Annotated in this window: 19 protein-coding genes; 8 read left to right on the forward strand and 11 right to left on the reverse strand. The window is 69.6% G+C overall.

Features of this window, described 5'->3' with window-relative positions; all coding sequences use genetic code 11:
• Positions 1-81 precede the first annotated feature (81 nt).
• Positions 82-1932 (forward strand): ABCB family ABC transporter ATP-binding protein/permease, encoded by a 1851-nt coding sequence (locus tag ACIQ1T_RS15465; RefSeq protein WP_395945441.1) that lies wholly within the window; start codon positions 82-84, stop codon positions 1930-1932.
• Here the strand turns inward: ACIQ1T_RS15465 and ACIQ1T_RS15470 are convergent.
• The 5 genes from ACIQ1T_RS15470 to ACIQ1T_RS15490 form a co-directional block, all read right to left on the reverse strand.
• Positions 1917-2396, reverse strand: coding sequence for a chemotaxis protein CheE (locus tag ACIQ1T_RS15470; protein ID WP_395945442.1), 480 nt, complete (start codon positions 2394-2396; stop codon positions 1917-1919). The genes ACIQ1T_RS15465 and ACIQ1T_RS15470 overlap by 16 nt on opposite strands.
• Positions 2393-2875 carry a response regulator gene (locus ACIQ1T_RS15475; RefSeq protein WP_395945443.1) on the reverse strand — a complete coding sequence of 161 codons (483 nt, stop codon included), beginning with the start codon at positions 2873-2875 and terminating at the stop codon, positions 2393-2395. The genes ACIQ1T_RS15470 and ACIQ1T_RS15475 overlap by 4 nt, the downstream gene beginning before the upstream one ends.
• A gap of 138 nt (positions 2876-3013) precedes the next feature.
• The gene (locus ACIQ1T_RS15480; RefSeq protein ID WP_395945444.1) at positions 3014-3961 is read right to left on the reverse strand and encodes an acetyl-CoA carboxylase carboxyltransferase subunit alpha; all 948 of its coding nucleotides are present in this window, start codon (positions 3959-3961) and stop codon (positions 3014-3016) included.
• A gap of 204 nt (positions 3962-4165) precedes the next feature.
• Positions 4166-4429 (reverse strand): DUF1902 domain-containing protein, encoded by a 264-nt coding sequence (locus ACIQ1T_RS15485; RefSeq protein ID WP_395945445.1) that lies wholly within the window; start codon positions 4427-4429, stop codon positions 4166-4168.
• Between the two features lie 17 nt (positions 4430-4446).
• Positions 4447-5349, reverse strand: a complete 903-nt coding sequence (locus ACIQ1T_RS15490; protein ID WP_395945446.1) for a tyrosine recombinase — start codon at positions 5347-5349, stop codon at positions 4447-4449.
• Positions 5350-5486: 137 nt separating this feature from the next.
• Between ACIQ1T_RS15490 and ACIQ1T_RS15495 the strand changes: the two genes are divergently transcribed.
• Genes ACIQ1T_RS15495 through ACIQ1T_RS15505 form a run of 3 tightly spaced genes read left to right on the forward strand, consistent with a single transcriptional unit; the run spans position 5487 to position 7743 of the window.
• Complete coding sequence (locus ACIQ1T_RS15495; protein ID WP_395945447.1) at positions 5487-6053, forward strand: shikimate kinase; 567 nt, start codon at positions 5487-5489, stop codon at positions 6051-6053.
• A complete protein-coding gene (gene aroB, locus ACIQ1T_RS15500; protein ID WP_395945448.1) occupies positions 6050-7156 on the forward strand; it encodes a 3-dehydroquinate synthase in 1107 nt (368 codons plus the stop codon). Before ACIQ1T_RS15495 ends, aroB begins: the two co-directional genes overlap by 4 nt.
• Positions 7156-7743 (forward strand): GNAT family N-acetyltransferase, encoded by a 588-nt coding sequence (locus ACIQ1T_RS15505; protein ID WP_395945449.1) that lies wholly within the window; start codon positions 7156-7158, stop codon positions 7741-7743. The genes aroB and ACIQ1T_RS15505 overlap by 1 nt, the downstream gene beginning before the upstream one ends.
• Here the strand turns inward: ACIQ1T_RS15505 and ACIQ1T_RS15510 are convergent.
• Both ACIQ1T_RS15510 and ACIQ1T_RS15515 read right to left on the reverse strand, forming a co-directional pair.
• Entirely contained in the window at positions 7740-8786 is a 1047-nt protein-coding gene (locus tag ACIQ1T_RS15510) for an NAD(P)H-dependent flavin oxidoreductase (RefSeq protein WP_395945450.1), read from the reverse strand. The two genes, ACIQ1T_RS15505 and ACIQ1T_RS15510, sit on opposite strands and share 4 nt — an antisense overlap.
• Positions 8787-8839: 53 nt before the next feature.
• A complete protein-coding gene (locus ACIQ1T_RS15515) occupies positions 8840-9265 on the reverse strand; it encodes an MliC family protein (protein WP_395945451.1) in 426 nt (141 codons plus the stop codon).
• 454 nt (positions 9266-9719) lie between these two features.
• Between ACIQ1T_RS15515 and ACIQ1T_RS15520 the strand changes: the two genes are divergently transcribed.
• Positions 9720-10025 (forward strand): hypothetical protein, encoded by a 306-nt coding sequence (locus tag ACIQ1T_RS15520; protein WP_395945452.1) that lies wholly within the window; start codon positions 9720-9722, stop codon positions 10023-10025.
• 4 nt (positions 10026-10029) lie between these two features.
• On the opposite strand, the gene tadA is transcribed toward ACIQ1T_RS15520, so the two are convergent.
• The gene (gene tadA, locus ACIQ1T_RS15525) at positions 10030-10467 is read right to left on the reverse strand and encodes a tRNA adenosine(34) deaminase TadA (RefSeq protein ID WP_395945453.1); all 438 of its coding nucleotides are present in this window, start codon (positions 10465-10467) and stop codon (positions 10030-10032) included.
• A 12-nt stretch (positions 10468-10479) separates the two neighbouring features.
• On the opposite strand from tadA, the gene ACIQ1T_RS15530 reads away from it, so the two are divergent.
• Together ACIQ1T_RS15530 and rsmD are read left to right on the forward strand one after the other, a co-directional pair.
• Positions 10480-12039: a pseudouridine synthase gene (locus ACIQ1T_RS15530; protein ID WP_395945454.1), complete on the forward strand. Its 1560-nt coding sequence runs from the start codon at positions 10480-10482 to the stop codon at positions 12037-12039.
• Positions 12040-12042: 3 nt separating this feature from the next.
• Positions 12043-12621, forward strand: coding sequence for a 16S rRNA (guanine(966)-N(2))-methyltransferase RsmD (gene rsmD, locus ACIQ1T_RS15535; RefSeq protein WP_395945455.1), 579 nt, complete (start codon positions 12043-12045; stop codon positions 12619-12621).
• Here rsmD and ACIQ1T_RS15540 read toward each other — a convergent pair.
• From ACIQ1T_RS15540 to ACIQ1T_RS15550, 3 genes are read right to left on the reverse strand one after another with little or no spacing between them, the layout of a single operon-like run.
• A complete protein-coding gene (locus ACIQ1T_RS15540) occupies positions 12567-13121 on the reverse strand; it encodes a hypothetical protein (protein WP_395945456.1) in 555 nt (184 codons plus the stop codon). The genes rsmD and ACIQ1T_RS15540 overlap by 55 nt on opposite strands.
• 26 nt (positions 13122-13147) lie before the next feature.
• The gene (locus ACIQ1T_RS15545) at positions 13148-13723 is read right to left on the reverse strand and encodes a hypothetical protein (protein ID WP_395945457.1); all 576 of its coding nucleotides are present in this window, start codon (positions 13721-13723) and stop codon (positions 13148-13150) included.
• The gene (locus tag ACIQ1T_RS15550; RefSeq protein ID WP_395945458.1) at positions 13720-14235 is read right to left on the reverse strand and encodes an RNA polymerase sigma factor; all 516 of its coding nucleotides are present in this window, start codon (positions 14233-14235) and stop codon (positions 13720-13722) included. The genes ACIQ1T_RS15545 and ACIQ1T_RS15550 overlap by 4 nt, the downstream gene beginning before the upstream one ends.
• A 98-nt stretch (positions 14236-14333) precedes the next feature.
• Here ACIQ1T_RS15550 and ACIQ1T_RS15555 point away from each other — a divergent pair, with 98 nt between their 5' ends.
• Positions 14334-14627 (forward strand): hypothetical protein, encoded by a 294-nt coding sequence (locus ACIQ1T_RS15555; RefSeq protein ID WP_395945459.1) that lies wholly within the window; start codon positions 14334-14336, stop codon positions 14625-14627.
• The last annotated feature ends 36 nt before the right edge of the window (positions 14628-14663 follow it).

Below are 14663 nucleotides of genomic sequence, written 5' to 3' on the forward strand. Positions count from 1 at the left end.
TTTCGGCCGCCGCATGGCCTGTCCATATGCACAGCCATGACGATGCGAGGTGGTGAACGCTCAGGCGGCCGACGTGACCCTATGGTCAAGGCGCAGCAGGCGGGGAGCGGGCAGGACAGGACGGACGGGCCGCCGACGCTTCAGGCGCTGGCGGACCTGGTCAAGCTGGTGGGCCGGTCGGGTGCGCCGCAGCTGCGATTGCGGCTGGTGTCCGCCATCGGCCTGACGCTGGCGGGCAAGGGGCTGGGGGTGCTGGCGCCCCTGGTGCTGGGCGCGGCGGTTAACCGGCTGGCGGCCGGACAGGGCGCGGCGGTGGCCGTGGGCTGGGGCTTTGCGGCCTTCGCCGTCGGCTGGGCGCTGGTGCGGTTCCTGTCCAGCGTGGCGCCGCAGATCTCTGACGTGGTCTTCGCCCCCGTGCGCTCGGCGGCCCAGAGGGCGACGGCCGCCGAGGCCTTCGCCCATGCCCTGAGCCTGTCGCTGGACTTCCACCAGACCAAGCGGTCGGGCGCCCTGTCGCGGACCATGGATCGCGGGTCGCGGGCGGTGGACTTCCTGTTGCGGATCCTGGCGTTCAACCTTGTGCCGACGGCGGTGGAGCTGGCGCTGGCGGCGGCGGTGCTGGGCGGGAAATACGACTGGCGGTTTGCGGCGGTCGCGGTGGCGGTGGTGGTGGTCTATACGATCGCCACCTTCGCCATGTCGAACTGGCGGCTGGAACACCGGCGGATCATGAACGCCGCCGATTCCGAGGCGGCCGGGGTCTCGGTCGACGCCCTGCTGAACTATGAGACGGTCAAGTCGTTCGGGGCCGAGACGCGGGCGGCCCAGACCTATGACCGGGCGCTGGGCGACTACGCCCAGGCGGCGCTGAAGGCCAATAGTTCGCTGGCCCTGCTGAACGGCATCCAGGCCCTGATCATGAACCTGGGCCTGGGCGTCATGGCGGTGATGGCCGGGTTCGAGGCGGCGGCCGGGCGGATGGGGCCGGGGGATGTGACGGCGGCGGTGCTGATCATGATCTCCCTGTATGCGCCGTTGAACATCCTGGGCTTCGCCTATCGGGAAATCCGTCAGTCCTTCATCGACATGGAGGAGATGCTGAAGGTGACGCGCCAGACGCCGCAGGTGGCGGATGCTTCCGACGCCGTCGCCCTGCCCAAGCCGGTGGACGCGCGCGGGGCCTCGGTCGAATTCGAACACGTCGGCTTCCGCCACGACGCACGGGCCAACGGGCTGGAGGATGTCTCCTTCGTCGCGGCGCCGGGCACGACGACCGCCCTTGTCGGGCCGTCGGGGGCGGGCAAGTCGACCGTCGTCAAACTGGCGCTGCGGCTGCTCGACCCGCAGGAGGGGCGGGTGCTGATCGACGGCCATGACGCGCGGGCGGTGACCCAGGCCTCGCTGCGGGCGGCGGTGGCCCTGGTGCCGCAGGACGTGGCACTGTTCAACGACAGCCTGTTCGCCAATATCGCCTTCGCCCGCCCCGACGCCGACGAGGCTCAGGTCTGGGCGGCGGCCGAGGCGGCGGAGCTGGCCGACTTCATCCGCGGCCTGCCGGACGGGATGGAGACCAAGGTCGGGGAACGGGGGCTGAAACTGTCGGGCGGCGAGCGTCAGCGGGTCGGGATCGCCCGGGCCCTGCTGGCGGACCCCTGTATCCTGATCCTGGACGAGGCGACCAGCGCCCTGGACAGCCGCACCGAGGCGGCGATCCAGAAGACGCTGAGGAAGGCGCGCAGCGGGCGCACGACCCTGGTGGTGGCCCACCGGCTTTCGACGGTGGCGGACGCCGATCAGATCCTGGTGCTGAAGGCCGGGCGGATCGTCGAGCGCGGGGCGCACCATGAGCTGGTGGCGCGGCTGGGCGGGGAATACGCCGCCCTGTGGCGCAAACAGACGCGCGGCGGCAAGCCGGATCAGGCCGAAGTCTGATCTGCCGAAGGCAGCTTGCGCTTCAGCACCTCGTTCAGATTGACCATGATGGCGGCGCGGGCCTCGGCGGCCTCGGGCGGCAAAGTCAGCAGGACCCGCATGGCCTGGGCGTGGACCACCGCGATCCGCCAGTCGAATCCGCCCTCGCGCGGGGCGGCGTCCAGCAGGTCGCACAGACCCTTGGCCGCCGCGCACAGGTCGTCCAGGGCGAAGGGGCTGGCCGCGTCGATGATCTGGCCCGAGGCTGCATAGGCCATGTCCAGCCGCAGCGGCTCCACCATGCCCGGCGCCGGCTCGGCCAGCAGGGCGGCGATGTTCTCGGTGATGACGGCCTGGGCCTGATCCCTGAGGGCGTCGAGATTGGCCTTGGCCTGGGCCAGGGCGGCGCCGACGCTGACGCCGCCGGGGCGGTCGACCATCGCCGCGAGGCGCGACCGACGCTGGACATGGGTGATGACGGTCATGCGAACTCCACGGTCTTCTTGCGGATTTCGTCCGCCCGGCGCTCTTCGCCGTCATAGTCCTCGTTCCGGAACCGGCGGTCCGGGCCCAGATAGTCGCCCACCTCAAGGAAGGGGCGGGTGTCGCGCGCGACCCACAGAATCCGCTCCAGCAGCATGGCGGCGCTGAAGGGCTTGGTGACGACGAAATTGGCGCCGCAGTCGCGGGCCTCGGTCACGCGGCCGCGACGGATGTGGCTGGCGGTCATGATCACGGGGGTGAAGGCGTTGGGATTGGGACCGGAACGCCGCAGCCAGCGAACCAGTTCAAACCCGTCGACGTCGGGCAGGTCGGTGTCGACGATCAGCAGATCGACCGGCTTGTCCTTGAGGATGCGCCGCGCCTCGCCGCCGCTGCCGACGGCGAAGGCCGGACGGATGCCGAAGCCGGACAGGGCGCCGGTGGTCAGGGTCAGCGAGAACGGCGAATCGTCGACGATCATCGTGACCGCGCCGCTGAGGTTGAATACCGCGCTCTCTCTGAGCGTATCGCCTTGCGCCGTCATGCCCGGTTACGCCCCCGATACCGTGAAGCCGGGAGGGTCGCCGGATATGGTGGACGCGCGGTTAATGCAGTTCGGTCAAAGGGCGCCGATGGCGTAGAAACGGTCGGCGCGCCGCTTCTTGATCTGCTGCGGCGACAGGCCTTCGAAGCTCTTCAGCTCGTCCGCCAGCACGTCGCCGACCGTCTTCATGACGGCCTTGGGGTTGGTGTGGGCGCCGCCGACCGGCTCCTCGATCAGGCGGTCGACGATCTTCAGCTGGATCAGGTCCGGGCCGGTGATCTTCATGGCCATGGCTGCGTCCTTGGCGCGCGCCCCGTCGCGCCACAGGATGCCGGCCGCGCCTTCCGGCGAGATGACCGAATAGATGGAGTGTTCCAGCATCAGCACGCGGCTGGCCGCAGCGATGGCGATGGCGCCGCCCGAACCGCCTTCGCCGGTCACGGTGGCGATGGAGGGCACGCCCAGGGTCAGGCAGCGTTCGGTCGAGCGCGCAATGGCCTCGGCCTGACCGCGCTCCTCCGCGCCCAGGCCCGGATAGGCGCCGGCGGTGTCGACGAAGCTGAGCACCGGCAGGCCGAACTGCTCGGCCATGTCCATCAGACGCACGGCCTTGCGATAGCCCTCGGGCCGGGCCATGCCGAAATTGTGGGTGATGCGGGTGGCGGTGTCGTGGCCCTTTTCGTGGCCCATGATCACGACCGGGCGGCCGCGGAAGCGGGCCAGGCCGCCCAGGATGGCCTGGTCGTCGCCGAACTGGCGGTCGCCGTGCAGTTCATTCCAATCGGTGAACAGGCCCTCGACATAGTCGACGAAGTGCGGCCGCTGCGGATGACGCGCGACCTGGGTCTTCATCCAGGGGTCGAGGCCGGAATAGGTCTTCCTGCGCAGCTGCTCGGCCTTCTTGCGCAGGCCGGCGATCTCGCTGTCGAATCCGCCCGAGGTCTCGGACAGGGCCGACAGTTCCTCGATCTTGGCTTCCAGATCGGCGATCGGCTTTTCGAAATCGAGATAGTGCGTGGCCATGGAGGCGTCCGGGAAGTCTGCGGGCGGGGCGCCCCAAGGGAAGGCGGGGGAAACTAGAGAGGTCAACGCCGCCGGGCAAGCGGGGGTTCAGTCCTTAGTTCCTTCTCCCATTGGGAGAAGGTGGCCCGAAGGGCCGGATGAGGGTTCCGCCGGTGGGGCAGTTCGCACCACATTGCCCCTCACCCTTTCGCGCAAGACCGATCGCTAAGCTCTCGGGTGCTCAAGCCCTCTCCCAACGGGAGAGGGGGATGTATTGACTACGAAGTCGCCGACCGCTTCGAATTTGATGGAGACGAGGCCGATGACGCCCATGTTTTCGGAAAGGAGATCGGCCGCGAAGTGGCGAGCCAGAACCTCGAACTCGGTAAACGTCGCTGTTTGGAGCACCAAGCCGACGATGTTCGATTCACTGCACCATGCTTCCGCCTCTGGATCCCAAGTCGCCTTGACGTAGAAATCCTCGGCCATGGCTCGATTATGCGCGCTCACTCGTCCCGCGCCAAGGGGTGGTTCCGGCGCACCACCTGGGCTAGGCGGTCCGTGGCGACGTGGGTGTAGATCTGAGTGGTGGCGATGTCGGCGTGGCCCAGCAGGGTCTGGACGACGCGCAGGTCGGCGCCGCCCTCCAGCAGGTGGGTGGCGAAGGCGTGGCGCAGGACGTGGGGGCTGACGCGGGCCGGGTCGATATTGGCGGCCAAAGCCGCCTCGTCCAGCAACTGTGCGAAGCGGCGCGGGGTCAGGTGGCCGGTCCTGCCCGACGAGGGGAAGAGCCAGGGACTGTCGGGGGCGGGCGGTTTGCGTTTGGCGTCGCGGGCGGTCAGCCAGGCCTTGATCGCCTCGCGGGCGGCGGCGTTGAGCGGGGCCAGCCGTTCCTTGCCGCCCTTGCCGCGCACGATCAGATAGGCGGGGTCGCGGCGCACGGCCTCGACCTTCAGTCCCAGAAGTTCGGAGACGCGCAGGCCCGAGGCGTAGGCCATCTCGACCAGGGCGACCAGACGCAGGCCCGCCGCCGCGTCGCGGGCGGCCGAGGCGGCCAGCAGGGCGTCGATCTCGTCCCTCGACAGGGTCTTGGGCAGGGGGCGGCCCTGTTTGGGGGCGTCGAGACGACGGGACGGATCGTCGGTGCGCCAGGCCTCGGCCAGGGCGAAGCGGTAGAACTGGCGCACGGCGGAGCGGCGGCGGGCCGCCGTGGCGGCGGACAGGCCCCGGCGCGAAAGGTCGGCGAACCATGCCTCGACCGCTTCGGCGTCGGCCTGCATCAGCCCGCCGGCGTCGGACAGATGGAGTTCGGCGTCGGTCAGGTCGCGGTTGTAGGCGGCCAGGGTGTGGGGCGAGGCGTCGCGCTCGACCGCCATCATCTCCAGAAAGGCCTCGATCTGGGGCGTCATGGCCGGCGCCCGGACCTATTCAGAAGCCTGAACGGCTGGCGCAAGGTCAGGCTTGGTGTAGAGGTTCTTCGGATCATGCCCGCCTGCGCCGTCGCCTTCGCCATTTCCTCGACCGTCCGTTCCGCCGGAGCCGCCGGATGAGGCGGCGCGCGAATCCGGGTCCGAACCGCACCATAGCCCTGGTCGGGCTGATGGGGGTGGGCAAATCGTCGGTGGGGCGCCGGCTGGCCAACCGGCTGAAACTGCCCTTCTTCGACGGGGACGTGGAGATCGAATCGGCCGCCGGGATGACGGTGTCGGAAATCTTCGCCGCCCTGGGCGAAGAGGAGTTCCGGGCCGGAGAGGCGCGGGTCATGCGCCGTCTGCTGGAGGGACCGCCCATCGTCCTGGCCACCGGCGGCGGGGCGATGATGAACCCCGAGACGCGCGCCCTGCTGAAGCAAAGGGCCGACATCATCTGGCTGAGGGCCGATCTGTCCGTGATCGCCGAACGGGTGGCGCGGCGGGACACCCGGCCCCTGTTGCGCGGCAAGGATCCGCTGGAGGTGCTGACCACCTTGGCCGAGGCGCGCTATCCCATCTATGGCGAGGCGGACGTGACCGTGGACGTGGGGCAGGGCTCGCACGGCCAGGCGGTCGACGCCATTCACAAGAACCTGCGCCGGCACTGGCGCCAGAGACGCCGCGCGGAGACGAAGACGTGACGACCATTCCGGTAAGCGGCGGGGCCTTTGCGGCCTATGACGTGGTGGTGGGGCGCGGCCTGCTGGTCCAGGCGGGCGCGCGGATCGCGCCCCTGGCCAAGGGGCGGACGGTGATCGTCACCGACGCGACCGTGGCGGCCATCCATGCCGAGCCCCTGGCCGCATCGCTGGCGGCGGCGGGGGTGAAGAGCGAGATCGTCACCGTGCCGGCGGGCGAGGGATCGAAATCCTTCGCCGAGCTGGAGCGGGTTCTGGACCGACTGCTGGAGATCGGTCTGGACCGCAAGGATGTGGTCGTGGCCCTGGGCGGCGGGGTGGTGGGGGATTTAGCCGGTCTGGCGGCGGCCCTCTACATGCGCGGGATCGACTTCGTGCAGATTCCGACGACCCTGCTGGCCCAGGTGGACTCGTCCGTCGGGGGCAAGACGGCCATCGATACGCCGCGCGGCAAGAATCTGGTCGGGGCCTTCCATCAGCCGCGTCTGGTGCTGGCCGACATCGACGTGCTGGCCACCCTGCCGGAACGGCAGGTGAAGTCGGGCTGGGCCGAGGTGCTGAAGCACGGGTTGATCTGCGACGCCGACTTCTTCGACTGGCTGGCGGGCGACGGCGCGGTGGGCGCCGAGGGCGATCCGGCGGCGCTGGAGCGGGCGGTGATCCGCTCGGTCGAGATCAAGAGCGCCGTGGTCGGCGAGGACGAGAAGGAGGCGGGGCGGCGCGCCCTGCTGAATCTGGGCCACACCTTCGGCCATGCGGTGGAGACCGAGGTCGGGTTTGACGAGGACGCCCTGGCGCACGGCGAGGCGGTGGCGTTGGGCTGCTGCATGGCCTTCCGCTATTCGGCGCGTGAGGGGCTGTGTTCGACCGTGGATGTGGCGCGGGTCGAGGCGGTGGTCGCGGCGGCGGGCCTGCCGACGCGGCTGGACCAGGCCGGGGCGTTCGCGGCCGAGCGGCTGCTGGCCCTGATGGCCGGGGACAAGAAGGCCGAGGGCGGGGCCCTGACCCTGATCCTGGCGCGCGGGATCGGCCAGGCCTTCGTGGCCAAGGGCGTGGACGCGGACAAGGTGCGGGCCTTCCTGATCGAGGAAGGCGCGAGCGCCTGATGCGGATCGCGGCGGTCCCTCTGGAGGACCGGTTCGTGCGGCTGGAGCCGTTCGAGGCCGGGCTGCGCGAGGCGGTGCGGGCGGCGCTGGACTGCGACGCCGAGGCCTGGGCCGGCATGGTCGGTTCGGCCCAGGGCGAGCATTTCGACGGTTGGTGGGACGCGGCCTTGGCGGCGATGCAGGCCGGGACGCGGATCGCCTATGCGGTGCGGCGGCGGTCGGACGGGGCGGTGGTCGGGACGACCAGCCTGTACGAGATCAATCCGGCCTATCGCCGCTGCGAGATCGGCTCGACCTTCTATCGGCCGGAGGCGCGGGGCGGGGCGATCAATCCGGCCTGCAAGCGGCTGTTGCTGGGCCATGCCTTCGAGGCGGGCGCGGTGCGGGTCGAGATCATCACCGACGCCCTGAACGCCCGCAGCCAGGCGGCGATCCTGAAACTGGGCGCCAGGGCCGAGGGCGTGCTGAGGAAGCACAAGATCACCTGGACCGGCCGGGCGCGGGACACGGCCGTCTTCGCCGTGATCGACGATCACTGGCCCGAGGTGAGGGACGGGCTGGACCGGCGGCTGGCGGGGTTCGCCTAGGCGCGCATCTCTTCGACCAGCGCCGCGATCAGCTCGGCGGCGGGCAGGGAGCGGGCCAGGGGCGCGCCCTGGCCGGCCCACTGGGCGCCGAAGCCGGGCTCTCCGGCGGCCTTGGCGGCGGCGTTGAGGGCTTTTCCGGCGTCGTAGGCGACGGGGTAGGCGGGAATGGCGGCGGCGGTGGTTGCGCCCCATGCGGTGAAGCGGTTGGCCAGGCAACGGGCGGGGCGACCGGAGACGGCGCGGGTCATGGTCGTGTGGTGCGCGGCGTCGCCGGACAGGGCGGCGCGATAGGCGGCGTCGGCGGCGCTTTCGGGACAGGCGATGAAGGCGGTGCCCAACTGGGCCGCGACGGCGCCGAGGTCGAGGGCGGCGCGGACGCCTGCGCCGTCCATGATCCCGCCTGCGGCGATGACGGGCAGGCCGGAGCGGACGACCAGAAGCCGGGTCAGGGCCAGGGTTCCCAGGCGGCTGTCGTCGGCGTCGGGATCGAACATGCCGCGATGGCCGCCGGCCTCCCAGCCCTGGGCCACGACGGCGTCGATCCCGGCGGCCCTGCAGGCCAGGGCCTCGTCGAGGCTGGTGGCGGTGGCGAGCAGCAAACAGCCGGCGGCCTTCAGGGCGCGGATGCGGGCGGCGTCGGGCAGGCCGAAGTGAAAGCTGACCACGGCGGGAGCGTCGGCGACCAGTCGGGCCAGCAGGACGTCGTCGTCGATGAAGCTCTGGTAGATGGTGTTCAGCCCGGCGGGCGGGGCGGCGTCGAAGGCGGCGAACCGGGGCGCCAGGGCGTCGAGCCAGGCGGCCTCGACGGCGGCGTCGCGGCGGGGCGTGGCGTGGACGAACAGATTGAGGTTGAACGGTCGGCCGGTGAGGGCGCGGGTGTCGGCGATCATCCGCCCTGCGCCGTCCGCGTCAGTCGCTCCGACGGCGATGGAGCCCAGGGCGCCGGCTTTGGAGACGGCGGCGGCCATCTGCGGCGTGGAGACGCCCGCCATCGGCGCCTGGATCAGGGGGGCGGACAGGCCGAGGCGGTCGATCAGGGACATGAGGTCGAACTAGGCGCCGCGCGGGGCGGCCGCAACCCGGTCCGTTGGGCGCGTCAGTCGACGGCGCGGCATTCGGTCGGCTGGCGACCCTCGACCGACCATGTGGCGAGCACGCCCTTGCCGCGCAGTTCGACGTTGGAGGCGCGGTACCAGATTCCGTCGGCGGCGCGCTCCTGATACAGGTCGATGGCCTCACCGGACGAGTTGCGGATGGTGGCCATCTGGCGGGGATTGTCGAAATCGACCGACAGGCGCTCGCCGTTGTCGCAGAGGTAAACCGTGTGGACGACGCGGTTCAGGGTGCGGTCCTGGATCTCGGCGCCGGTGCGCTGGCGGGCGGTCTGGGCCTCGATGGCGCGTTCCTTGACCTCGTCGCCGGTGCGGGGGGCGTCGGTCGGGCTGGGGCCGCAGGCGGCGAGCAAGGTCAGGGACGAAAGAGCGCCGACGAGGACGGATCGCGACAGGTTCGACGTGGGCAACTGTAATCCTCCAACGGCGCCGCTTGGCGCGCTGTCCTAACGTTTGGTGGAGCTAGACTGTTCCTTCCTTGGGAGGTGCTCAGTCAAAGCCAATCAAAAATGGAAACACATCCTACAGGATGTTTTTTGATATCTCAGGGTTGTCTTATTGTCCTATGCATGGTTAACTTCTTAAGTTGCCTTCTGGGGTGCGTGATGGAGGTCGCATGAAAATCTTTAGCATTTTCGCAGTGTTGGGTGCTTTAGCGTTCGTGGCCTTGACAGGCAGTGACAGCGTTAAGGCGCAGTCTTGTGCTGGTGAAAGCTGCCCCGTTCCTGATCACAGTCAAAAATTTAGATGTTATAATGGCTGTGACTATCAGCGTTCCAATGATGAGTTTAGATGTATTGAAAGGCCATCATATGTAATTACTGGTGAGGAGTGCATGGCTAAGGCGGAGGATATGTGGATTCAATGTTATCGGAACTGCAATTACGGGGGTTTATAAATATTCCATATCAAGCTTCGCTCGGTGATGACGTGAGGAGGGGCAACATTGTTATCAATGCGCCTACGGCTTGGGGTGACCTTGCGTGGAGATGCGAGTTTGAGATCACGGGAATGCACTCAGCATGGCATGCGGCTGGGATGTCACCGCTTGGCGCGATATTTTCGGCGATGCGGATGCTGAATGTCATAATTTCGATCCGCTATAGGGATTGGGCTTTTCAGGATGAGAATGGGGGCGCTCTTTTGCTTGATAACGAAGCCCGCATCTAAGCGGCTAAGTGCGCCGAGCTTTAAAAAAGCTGCGCAACATATTTGACGCCTCTTGCGCCAGAAGACCCGAGTCCGTCGCCGGGCGCCAGTGGCAGGTCGGTTGGTCGAAGAAGCGGGGGCCGTGTTTGACCGCGCCGCCCTTGGGATCGTCGGCGGCCCAGACGACGCGGCCGATGCGGGCGTGGCTGATCGCGCCGGCGCACATGGCGCAGGGCTCCAGCGTCACATAGAGGGTCAGGTCGGTCAGGCGGTAGTTCTGCAGAGTCTCGGCCGCGCGGCGCATGGCCACGATCTCGGCGTGGGCCGTGGGGTCGTGGGCGCCGATCGGACCATTGGCGCCTGTCGAAATTACCTCACCCGAGGCCGGATCGACAAGAATTGCGCCCACGGGCACCTCTCCTGCGTCCGCCGCCGCTTGCGCTTGGTCCAGCGCCATGCGCATGAACCGCTCATCATGGTCCGCCATACAGACGACAACGACAAGAAGCCCCGCGCCCGTCAAGACGAACGGTCGCCCCGGCCCTTTAAATCCTCCGGTCCCCGCAAGAGCGGCGACGGGACGAAATCCTTTGGCGACAAGCCACGCAGCCCTCGCGATGACGGCGCCAAACGCTTCGGCGACAAGCCCGATCGTGGAGATCGAGGCGACCGTCCGCGTGGCGGCAAGGACGGGAAGCCGGGCAAGGCGCCCGAAACCCCGCTGCGCGCCGAGCGAATCGCCAAGACCATGGCCCGCGCCGGCATCGCCTCGCGCCGCGAGGTCGAGCGGCTGATCGGTCTGGGCAAGGTGGCGGTCAACGGCCGCATCCTGGACACGCCGGCGACCCTGGTGACGCGCGACGACGTGATCACCGTGGACGGCAAGCCCATAGGCTCGACCCAGGCGACCCGCGTCTGGCGCTATCACAAGCCCGCCGGCCTGCTGACCAGCCACAGCGATCCGACCGGTCGCCCGACCGTGTTCGACGCCCTGCCGGCCGGCCTGCCGCGGGTGATCTCGGTCGGACGACTGGATCTGGCGACCGAAGGCCTGCTGCTGCTGACCAATGACGGCGAGCTGAGCCGGGCGCTGGAACTGCCCTCGACCTCGCTGGTGCGTCAGTACCGGGCGCGGGCGCGGGGCAAGATCACCCAGGCCCAGCTGGACGCGCTGAAGGACGGGGTCGTCGTCGACGGCGTCTCCTACGGGCCCATCGAGGCGACGCTGGACAAGGCCAAGGAGTCCAAGTCCGAGGACGGCCGCGCCCCGGCCAATCTGTGGATCTCGGTGTCGATCACCGAGGGCAAGAACCGCGAAGTCCGCAAGGTGCTGGAATCGGTCGGCCTGACCGTCAACCGCCTGATCCGCCTGGCCTATGGCCCGTTCCGTCTGGACGTCCTGCCCATCGGGTCGGTGGAAGAGGTCGGACCGCGCGTGATCCGCGAACTGCTGGCCGACTACATCCGGCCCGAGAACCTGCCGACCGGCAATACGGTCGAGACGCCCGCGCCCATCCCCGGTCGTCGGGTGTCCACGCCGATCGTCAAGGGCAGGTCGGGTTCGGCCATGTCGGATCCGTCGCGCAAGCCCAGCCGCGTCCGCGCCGCCGAGACGGCCCAGGCCGATGCGGTCGAGCGCCGCGAGCGGCCGCCGAAGAAGGAAGGCTGGGCCAAGGCCGCGCCCAAGACCGGCCATCCCAAGAAGACCTTCAAGCCGCGCGAGGGCGCGCCCGCCGACGGCGAACGCCCGGCCCGCGCCTACAGGCCGCGCGAGGACGGCGACCGGCCGGCGCGCGCCTTCAAGCCCCGCGAGGGCGCCCCCGCCCGCAGCGGCGACGGCCCCAAGCGCGAATACAAGCCGCGCACGGGCGGATCCGACGGTCCCAAGCGGGACTTCAAGCCGCGCGGCGCCGGCGCGAGTTCGCCGAGCGGTCGCGAGACCCGGCCGCCCCGCACGGGCGGCGGCAAGCCGGCCGGGCCTTCGGGCACGAGCGGCCGCGCGCCGGGGGGCAAGCCCCGTACGCCCCGGAGCTGATCCGTGCGGATCGTTTCGGGCAGTCTGAAGGGCCGGGCCATTGTCGCGCCCGAGGGCCAGAACACGCGCCCGACCTCGGACCGGGCGCGCCAGGCCCTGTTCAATGTGCTGGAGCACGCCGCCTGGGGCGAGAGCCTGCAGGGGGCGCGGGTCATCGACCTGTACGCCGGATCGGGCGCCCTGGGCTATGAGGCGATCAGCCGGGGCGCGGGCTTCTGCCTGTTCGTCGAGATCGACGACGACGCGCGCGGCGCGATCCGCGAGAACGCCGACGCCTATGGGGTGATGGGACGGACGCGGGTGCACCGGCGCAGCGCCACCGACCTCGGCGTGCGGCCCGGATCGGCGGGCGAGGCCTTCGACATCGCCTTCCTGGACCCGCCCTACGCCAAGGGGCTGGGGGAGCAGACGCTGGTGCGCCTGCTGGAAGGGAACTGGCTGAAGCCCGGCGCCCTGGTGGTGTTCGAGCGTGGCTCGGACGAGCCCGAGATCGACACCCCCGGCTACGAGCGGCTGGACGCGCGGGACTATGGCGCGGCGCGGGTGCTGTTCCTGAAGGTGGCCGCGTCTCCGGCGGGCTGACCCTCGGAAGAAATTTTTTCGAGTGCAGTTTGGTGCACTTTCAGGGCGAGGGGCGGGGCCGCCAGCCACAGGGCCTCGGCCTCGGTCTCGTCGTCCTCGGGCGCTTCGGCGGCGAGCAGGGCCTGGATCTGCATCGGGGTCATGCCGGGAAACATCTCGGCGTCCAATGCGTCGGAGGCCTCGCGCAGTTCCAGCCACAGCCGACGCCAGCGGCGCGCCTCGGTGGCCTTGCCGACCTCCAGCGCCTCGACGAAGCGAAGCTGGGCGGTCTCCACCTGATCGTCCAGGGTGACGTCGTCATAGATGGACCGATCGACCTCGCCGGGCGGCGGCAGGATCTCGTCGCTGCGGCGCCAGCCGTATTTGCGCGCACGACGGCGAAAGGCGGACAGGCCCAGGTCGTGACGCCGACAGACCGTCTCGGCGGTGAGGCCGGACAGATAGTCGTCCCGGGCCTGGGCCCAGACGGAGATGGAGCGGATGCGATAGGTCTGGCTCATGGCGGGAACCATAGACCGTCGTTACGTCAAATTGGGTCGTAGGTCTTGAGCGCCTCCAGCGCCACCCGGTGCGCGGCCATCCGGCGGCGGCAGCGGCGCGCGTGGTTCAGGTAGAAGCCGATACAGGCCGCCAGGAAGACGGCGGCGCCGGCCAGGATCGGACCGCGCTGTTCGACGACCGGCTCGGCGAGCCACAGCATGAGGATCAGGAAGGCCATGCCGGCCAGGCTGATGGCCACACCGGCCCAGGCCCAGCGGTAGCCGATGCGGGCCTGACCCAGGGCCGAGCGCAGCACGGCCTCGGGCGTGTCGGTCAGCAGGCCGGGATCGCCGCGCCGCGACCACAGGGTCAGGGCCAGGGCGAACAGGACGAAGACCAGGGCGGCGCCGGCGACGGGCAGGGGGACGCCCCGCCACATCGCCCAGCCCATGACGCCGAGCACGGCGACGCCGCCGCCGATCTCCGAGATGAAGTTGAGCCGGGCCAGCCGGTCGCGACGGCGCAGCGACCGGATCATCGCGGCGTCGAGGCGGGGGCCGTCGTCGGGCGTCTCGGCCCAGGCCTGGGTCAGGTCGGTCCAGTCGTCATCAGGTCGGGTCATGGCTGGGGCTCCGGGTTCATGGCCGCACCCATGGCGAGTCGCAGGGCGGCCTTGGCGCGGGTCAGGCGGATGGAGACGGTGTTGGGGTTCAGGCCCAGCATCTCGGCGATCTCGGCGGGGGCGAAGCCTTCCAGGGTCAGAAGCGCGGGCTGGCGCAGCGACAGGGGCAGGGCGCGCACCGCCCGGCCCAGACGGTCGTGCAGGTCGCGGGTCTCGGCCGTCTCGTGCGGGGTGGGGGCGTCGGAGGGGGCGGTCTCGTCCAGAGGCTGGCGGCGCGGCTCGGCGGCCTCGCGGGCGACATGGGTGACGGCGCGGTTGTGGGCCACGCGGGCGATGAAATGGCGCAGCGGCGCCTCGCCCCGGTGTTTCGGCAGAGCGCGCCAGACGGCCAGCAGAATATCCTGCTCCAGTTCGCGGCGGCGCTCGCGGTCCGCCTCATAGGCCGAGGCGATGCGGCGCAGCATGGCGCCGTGCTCGGCGATCAGGGCTTCGAAGGTCTGGTCGCGTCCCAAGCGCGGCGGGCTCCGTGAAAAATCCTCGGTCGGGATGAAAGACTCAGGCGGAGGCCGAGACTTTCAGGTCAGGCGTCGAAAAACGAGAGGAGTTCGCCATGACGATCGAGAGCGGAGTTGTCGAAAAGCCGAAAGCCGGGGTGCTGACGCGCGGCAAGGGGTTTCTGAAGGTTCTGGCCGGCCTGTTGCTGGTGGCGGCGGTCGGGGCGTGGATCTCGTTGGGGATCGGCCTCTATCTGGACGTGGACAAGGGGGCGCGGCTGACCCTGGCCATCGTCGCGGCGGTGTGCACCGAGGCCCTGTTCTGGACCGCGGCGGCCCTGCTGGGCGTGTCGGTGGTCGAGGCGCGCAAGCGGATCTGGAGGAAGATCACCAGGCGGGGAGGGGCTTAGAACCTCTGACGCGTCAATCCTCCCCCTTTGGGGGAG

Origin of the sequence: Brevundimonas sp., assembly GCF_044336875.1 — a bacterium.
GTDB lineage: Bacteria > Pseudomonadota > Alphaproteobacteria > Caulobacterales > Caulobacteraceae > Brevundimonas.